This is a genomic window from Methylobacterium sp. (genome assembly GCF_019750675.1).
Taxonomy (GTDB): domain Bacteria; phylum Pseudomonadota; class Alphaproteobacteria; order Rhizobiales; family Beijerinckiaceae; genus Methylobacterium.
In genome coordinates this window covers 1-5,651 of sequence record NZ_JAIEOF010000364.1, presented here as the reverse complement: position 1 = coordinate 5,651, position 5,651 = coordinate 1, and the positions used below count along the sequence as shown (strand labels likewise).

The window sequence follows — 5,651 nt, the reverse complement described above, 5'->3', positions numbered from 1 at the left end:
GCATGACCCCTCCCCGCAGCGGGGAGGGGTGGTGGATCGGGCTATTTGGAGAAGACCTTGCGGACCGTGCCGGCGACGCCGGCCACGCCGATGACGGACAGCACGATGTACCGCTCCATCTCGTCGTAGGGCGGCGGCAGCTTCGCGACCCGCCAGTTGAACAGGAAGGTCGAGTCGAGGACGATCGCACCGAAGTGCAGCATGCAGAGCCCGAACGCCGTCGGGATCATCCAGGCCGTCCAGGGGGAGAGGTGCTGCTCGGCGCGCTCCTGCGCGATGATCTTGCGCTCCTCGACATAGGCGGCGAGCTGCGCCTGCCCGACCGAGACATCGCCCGCGACGTTGGCCTGGTTCACCAGCACCGTGTTGTCGGAGCGCTTGTTCAGGTAGGCGAGCAGCCCGTTGGCGAGGCCCGGCAGCCCGAGCAGCAGCTTGGCGAGGAAGGCCATCATGGGCGCGGATCTCCACCGACGTCCCGGCCACCCTGGCGAGCGCCGTCGCGGGCCGCGTCCCGGACGCTCTTCAGCACCGGCACCATGGCGAGGCGCACCAGCATCAGCACGGCGCCGATCTTCGCGCCGTAGCCCTCATAGCCGGCCGGCAGGACCTGGGCCCAATCGAAGCCGACGAGCGCGTTCAGCACGTCCGGGATCGAGAACAGGACCGCGAAGAGGATGAGCCGCGCGCCGGTCAGGCGCGCGTTGATGCGTGAGATCACGTTCATGGTCAGGCGGCCTTTCGCGAGAGGGCGGCGTGCACGCGCGACCAGAAGGGGAGCGGTGCCGGGGAGGGCGCAGAAGAAAGCCCGCCGATGGGGGCGGGCTGGACTACTTTTGATGGGGTTTTGATCGGCTGGGCCACCGGGGTGGCGGGCCCTTTGTCCGCCAAGGACTTAGCGGGCGCCGGGGGTGGACTAGAACTTGACCCGGTTTTGATCGCACCCGTCAGCGGCGCCATTGGATCGGGCACCTTCGCCGCCGACACGCCGGCCAGCCGGACCGAGGAGAGCAGCGCCACCCGGAACTGCGCCTGGTATCCGGCGATGAGCTTGTCGGAGTCCGTGCCGTTGATGATCCGCCGCGCCCCGATCGGGTCGGCCCGCCCGGGCGCGAAGTAGTCGGCGAGCTTCTTGCCCGTGAACCAGCCTTCGATCATCCCGTAGAACAGGATGGCGGCCGCCACGTCGGGGCGCATGGCCAGCGTCGGCGTTTTCACCAGATCCTCGGAGACCTTCAGGATACCGAGGGTGCGCAAGCGCTTCGTCGCTTTGGCGTAGTTCGCCTCCCAGGTCAGCTGCACGTAGCCCCGGCCCCAGAAGCCGGTTGGCCCGTACTTCCGGCCCTTGCCGCGCCCGAACTCCTCGATGGGCTGCATCGTGCGCGCCGTCTCGTGGAACGTGGTGGCGAGGCAGTAGGCCGCCGCGTCGATCGAGAGCGAAGCCGGGCAGGCGGTGAGGATCGCCGCCATACCGTCGACCTGGGGCTGGGTCAGGTGACCGGCAAAGGGGGAGCGGCGCACCGCATCGAAGAACGCGGCGCGATCGAGATCCAGGGGCATGGGAGCGTTCCCGCACAGGAGGTAGAGGCCGCACAGCGCGGCGAGGAAGGGCGGCACGTCAGCCGCGCGGGGCGGTGCACGCCCGGGTGCCGCAGGGCATCATCGCGACGCCCTCCGGGCATGAAAAAACCGCCCGGAGGCGGTTGCGGACGGACGGGGTGACGGGACGCCTACTTGCCCCAGGCGTACCAATTGAAGGTCGCCGTGCTCGGCCGGGGAACATCGGCGCCTTGCGTCAGGTCAGCCGGGTTCTTCGGACCGTGCAGGCGGGGACGAGCGATGAAGCTGAGCCGGTCCCCGACCTGGCAGGGGCAATCGGCGCTGTAGTTGTCCGAACCGCCTCCGAGCTCGATGCCGGCAACGACGCCGTCGCACGAGGTCGGGAACGGGATCGGGAAGGTGATCGCGGGGTCCACCGAGCCTGTCCGGGCGCCACGACCCCACATCTCGTAGATCCCGCGCGTGATACGGACCTGCGTCCCGGTGTAGAGATCGAACCCGATCTGCGTCGCACCGGTCAGCGGAGCGCCAATATTGCTGTCGAAGTTGCTCATCGAGAACACGTCGCAGCTCGACAGGTTGATGTTCCACTTGTCCGTGCCCTGGTAGGACACGCCGTCGAGCTCGACCGTCTTGCAGAGGATGATCTGCGCGAAGCCGTTGGGCAGCCCGTCATACTGCACGGGGTTGAGGTTGATCCGGTCGCCCCGGACGTTGGCCGCCGTGAAGTGGTCCAGCCCGGCAGCATAGATCATCATGTTGCCGGTGTCGGTTACGTCCAGTTCGAGGACGCGCACCGAGCCGGCCGCGCCCTTCGGCAGGAAGCCGCCGCCCGCGCGCGGGGTAGCGTGGTAGCTCACCGCGCCCTGGCCGGCACGCAGCGGATCGATCCCGCAGTTGATGTTGCTGCCGCGTGCGCGCACCCGGAGATCGAAGGCCGGGATGTATTCGACGCCGAAGAAACTACCCTGCGCGTGCAGATCGAGGCGGGTGTTGCGAGCATCCACCGTGATGTCTGCGTCGGCCGCCGAGGAGCGGACCGCCGCGCCGAGCGTGAACCCTGCGCGGACATCGACGATGTAGCCCTCCGCCGTCGAGCGGTTCACCACCACCCAGTCGCTCGTGATGCCGGTGGGAAGCGCACCGTCGACCGTGAGGGCGGCCCGGGTCGGGGGCGTCGCGGTGTTGTCGGCGCGGCTGGTGACGCGGAACTTGCCCCGGCTGGCGCGGGTGTCGTCGATCAACTCGATGAACTCGTCCACGACAGGGGCACCGTCCATCGGATTCGACAGGGCAATGGTCAGGCTGGTCGCCGAGTCGCGGGTCACCACGGGATCGCTCCAGCAGGCCACGTTCACGCAGTCGTCGCCGGTTCCCTCGATGAGGCCTCGCACCGTGCTGGGTCCGCAGCCCTTGAGGTGGATGCCGTCGACCGTGGTGGACAGAAGCGACCTGACGCCGAAGCGCTTGGGCCGCTTGACTGTCCCCTTCCAGGTCGTGGGGCTTGCCTGGCCGTACATCGCCATGCCGGCGCCGCCCGAGACCACGAACCCTTCGTCGACCAGGATACGTTCGTTGCCGATGGCATGCAGCACGTTGGCCCCATAGGTGCAGTGCTGGAGCGACACCAGCTGGCCTACGGCAGTCAGTCCGGTGTTCAGGATGTCCAGCGCGCCATCGTTGCCGCTGATATCGATCCGGTAGCGTAGGCTCGTGCCGCCGGAGACCTTGGTCATCGGCAAGCCGGACGCGGAACGGGAAGCCAGGAACGCGAGGGGCTTGCGATCGTCGCTCCACCGGGTGACGCACTTCACGGTCGACCAGGTCGGCGACCAGGCGAGCTCGACGTCGATGTAAGAGTTGGGCACGAAGCCGACGATCCGTCCCTGATTTACGGCCGGATTGAGCAGGTCGACCTGCCAGTTCCCGACGAAGCCACACGTACCGGTGTTGCGGACGAGCGTCATCAGGCCGAGGTAATCGGCCTCGCTCGTGCCAGGCAGCCAGATCCGGGTGTTGTTGCCGCGCAGCAGCAGGTTATCGCACCCCTGCATGTAGAGTAGGGCCTGATTGTACCGGATGGTGCCGCTGGCGGGACCGTTGCCGAGATAGACGTCGCCGGCCGGGAAATCGATGATGCTGATCGAGCGGTCCTCGTAGGCCTTCGCGATGGCCCGACTGATCGTCCGGGTGTTCTCGTCGCGCTGGTCGACGCTGGCGTCGGCGCCCGGCGTGCAGTTGCCGAACTTCCGCAGGTCCATGCTGCGGCCGAGCTGATCGATCACGGGGGCGGCGAACGTCCCGCCCTTCGGCACGATCAGCGTCTTCTCCGAGACGAGGCGCATGCCGCCGGGGGTCGAGCCATCCTGGAGGTGGAGATCCTTGGTGTCCGTGTTGAAGACCGGCTCCGCGGTCCCGCCCGTATAGAGGGCGACCTGAGCGGCATTGCCGCGCGTGAAACGAAGGGGCTGGCGCGACATCACAAGGCTCCGAAGTCGAAGTTGGCGGACCCATCGGAGGGCTGGTCCAGGCTGCCCATGTCGTAGGAGAGCGCGCCGACCAGCGACGCGAGGTAGGCCGCCTCGACGGCCGATGCGCTGGCCCGTCCGGCCTGCGTGGCCGCGACACCAGCCTGCTGGGCGGAGACGCCGGCCTGCTGTTCTGCGAGAGTGCGCGCCGCGTCGGCCGCCCGCGCCTGGGACTGCGCAAGCGCGACCTGCGCTTCGGCATTGGCCCGCTCCGCCGCAGCGGCATCGGCAGCGGCCTGGGCGTCGGCGGTGGACTGCGCCGGGCTGGCCTTGATCGGCAGTCCGGTCGACCAGTCTGCGAAGGCGCTCGAGCGCTTGAGGTAGAGGACCCAGGACGGACCCAGCGGCGTGTCCGCGATCGCCAGGAAGGTCTTCCCCTTCGGCTGGGCGTCGTACTGCGCGCGCTCTGCGAGGGTGCCGCTGAAATCGAAGGCGATGCCGGCGGCGGAAAGACCGGCCCCACCGCCGCCGACCATGCGCCAAGCCGGTAGCGAGCCAGGCACGGCTCCGGCGAAAGCGACGGTGTACAGGAGACCCTCCTGGATCGATCCCGGCGGGAGGAAGAGACCGTCCGCGCCGAGCCAGCGCTGCGGACCAGCCCCGTCGACGTTGAGGGTCGGCTCGCCGGTGTTGTCGCGATCCGCCCAGAACGAGAGCGACACACCAGGGGCGATCTTCGTCACCCCGGAGTTCGTGGTCACGACGTAGGCGTTGCCCGTTCCCGACGTAACCAGGGCGCCGCCCTGATCCAGCGCGAGCGCTGCGGTCTTGGCCATGACGCCGCGTACCAGCTCGGGGAGCGCCCGGGCCGAGGCACCGTCTTGAGCGCGGATAGTGGGGTCGGCCGTCGCGTTCGCGGCAGGCGTGGTGGACCAATCGGTGACGCTCAAGGGCGGCCTCCGGGCATGAAAAAGCCCGCGCGTGGCGGGCGGGACGGGCGAAGCAAGGGGAGCCGGTCAGACCTTGATGGCGAAGGTCACGACGAGGCCGGGCGGGATGTTCGAGTGGCCCTGGCCGCCGCCGGCCGGGCTGAGGTCCAGCGAATGGGTGTGGTCGCCCGCTGCGGTGATGCCGTGGGCGTGGTTGCCGTCCGACGGGATGGTGTGACCGTGCGATCCGCTGCCGTTGGTCGTGAACGCATGCTGGTGGGCCGGCGCGTTGCTCACCGTTATGCCGTGGGTGTGCGCGCCGTTTCCGTCCGTGATGCCGGTCGTGTTGGTGGCTCCGGCATCACCCGCGTTCAGGGCGTTGGTGCCGCCGGACCCACCGTTGGTCGCGTAGTTCTGCTGGCGGAGATACTGGACGCCGTGCGTGTGCGTGCCGGCGCTGTCCGCCGTGCCGGTGTGCGAGTGTGCCCCGCCGCCATCCGTCGTTCCGGTGTGGTTGTGGTCGCCACCGTTGCCGGTCGCACCACCGTGACTGTGCTGGCCCGCGCTGGTGGTGCCGCCGCCGTGGTCGTGGCCTCCAGCTGGTCCGGTCGTGCCGCCGGCATGGCTGTGCGAGGCGAGCTGCGCCTCCGTCAGTGCCACCGTCTCGGAGCCGCCGGTCGCACCGAGATTGCCGCCG

The 5,651-nt window shown here is 68.9% G+C and carries 5 protein-coding genes and 1 pseudogene; all 6 read right to left on the bottom strand.

Translation table 11 applies throughout. From position 1 onward, the window contains the following. Positions 1 to 41: 41 nt before the first annotated feature. Positions 42 to 452 (bottom strand): hypothetical protein, encoded by a 411-nt coding sequence (locus K2X24_RS18755; RefSeq protein ID WP_292499963.1) that lies wholly within the window; start codon positions 450 to 452, stop codon positions 42 to 44. Next, positions 449 to 724, bottom strand: coding sequence for a hypothetical protein (locus K2X24_RS18750; RefSeq protein WP_292499961.1), 276 nt, complete (start codon positions 722 to 724; stop codon positions 449 to 451). The genes K2X24_RS18755 and K2X24_RS18750 overlap by 4 nt, the downstream gene beginning before the upstream one ends. Positions 725 to 726: 2 nt before the next feature. Beyond that, on the bottom strand, positions 727 to 1,557 hold the full coding sequence (locus tag K2X24_RS18745; protein WP_292499959.1) for a hypothetical protein: 831 nt from the start codon (positions 1,555 to 1,557) through the stop codon (positions 727 to 729). A gap of 170 nt (positions 1,558 to 1,727) precedes the next feature. Then, positions 1,728 to 4,037 carry a hypothetical protein gene (locus K2X24_RS18740; RefSeq protein WP_292499957.1) on the bottom strand — a complete coding sequence of 770 codons (2,310 nt, stop codon included), beginning with the start codon at positions 4,035 to 4,037 and terminating at the stop codon, positions 1,728 to 1,730. Continuing rightward, on the bottom strand, positions 4,037 to 4,975 hold the full coding sequence (locus K2X24_RS18735; RefSeq protein ID WP_292499955.1) for a hypothetical protein: 939 nt from the start codon (positions 4,973 to 4,975) through the stop codon (positions 4,037 to 4,039). Before K2X24_RS18735 ends, K2X24_RS18740 begins: the two co-directional genes overlap by 1 nt. A 66-nt stretch (positions 4,976 to 5,041) precedes the next feature. Then, positions 5,042 to 5,651, bottom strand: a pseudogene (locus K2X24_RS18730) (tail fiber protein); the annotation flags it as partial.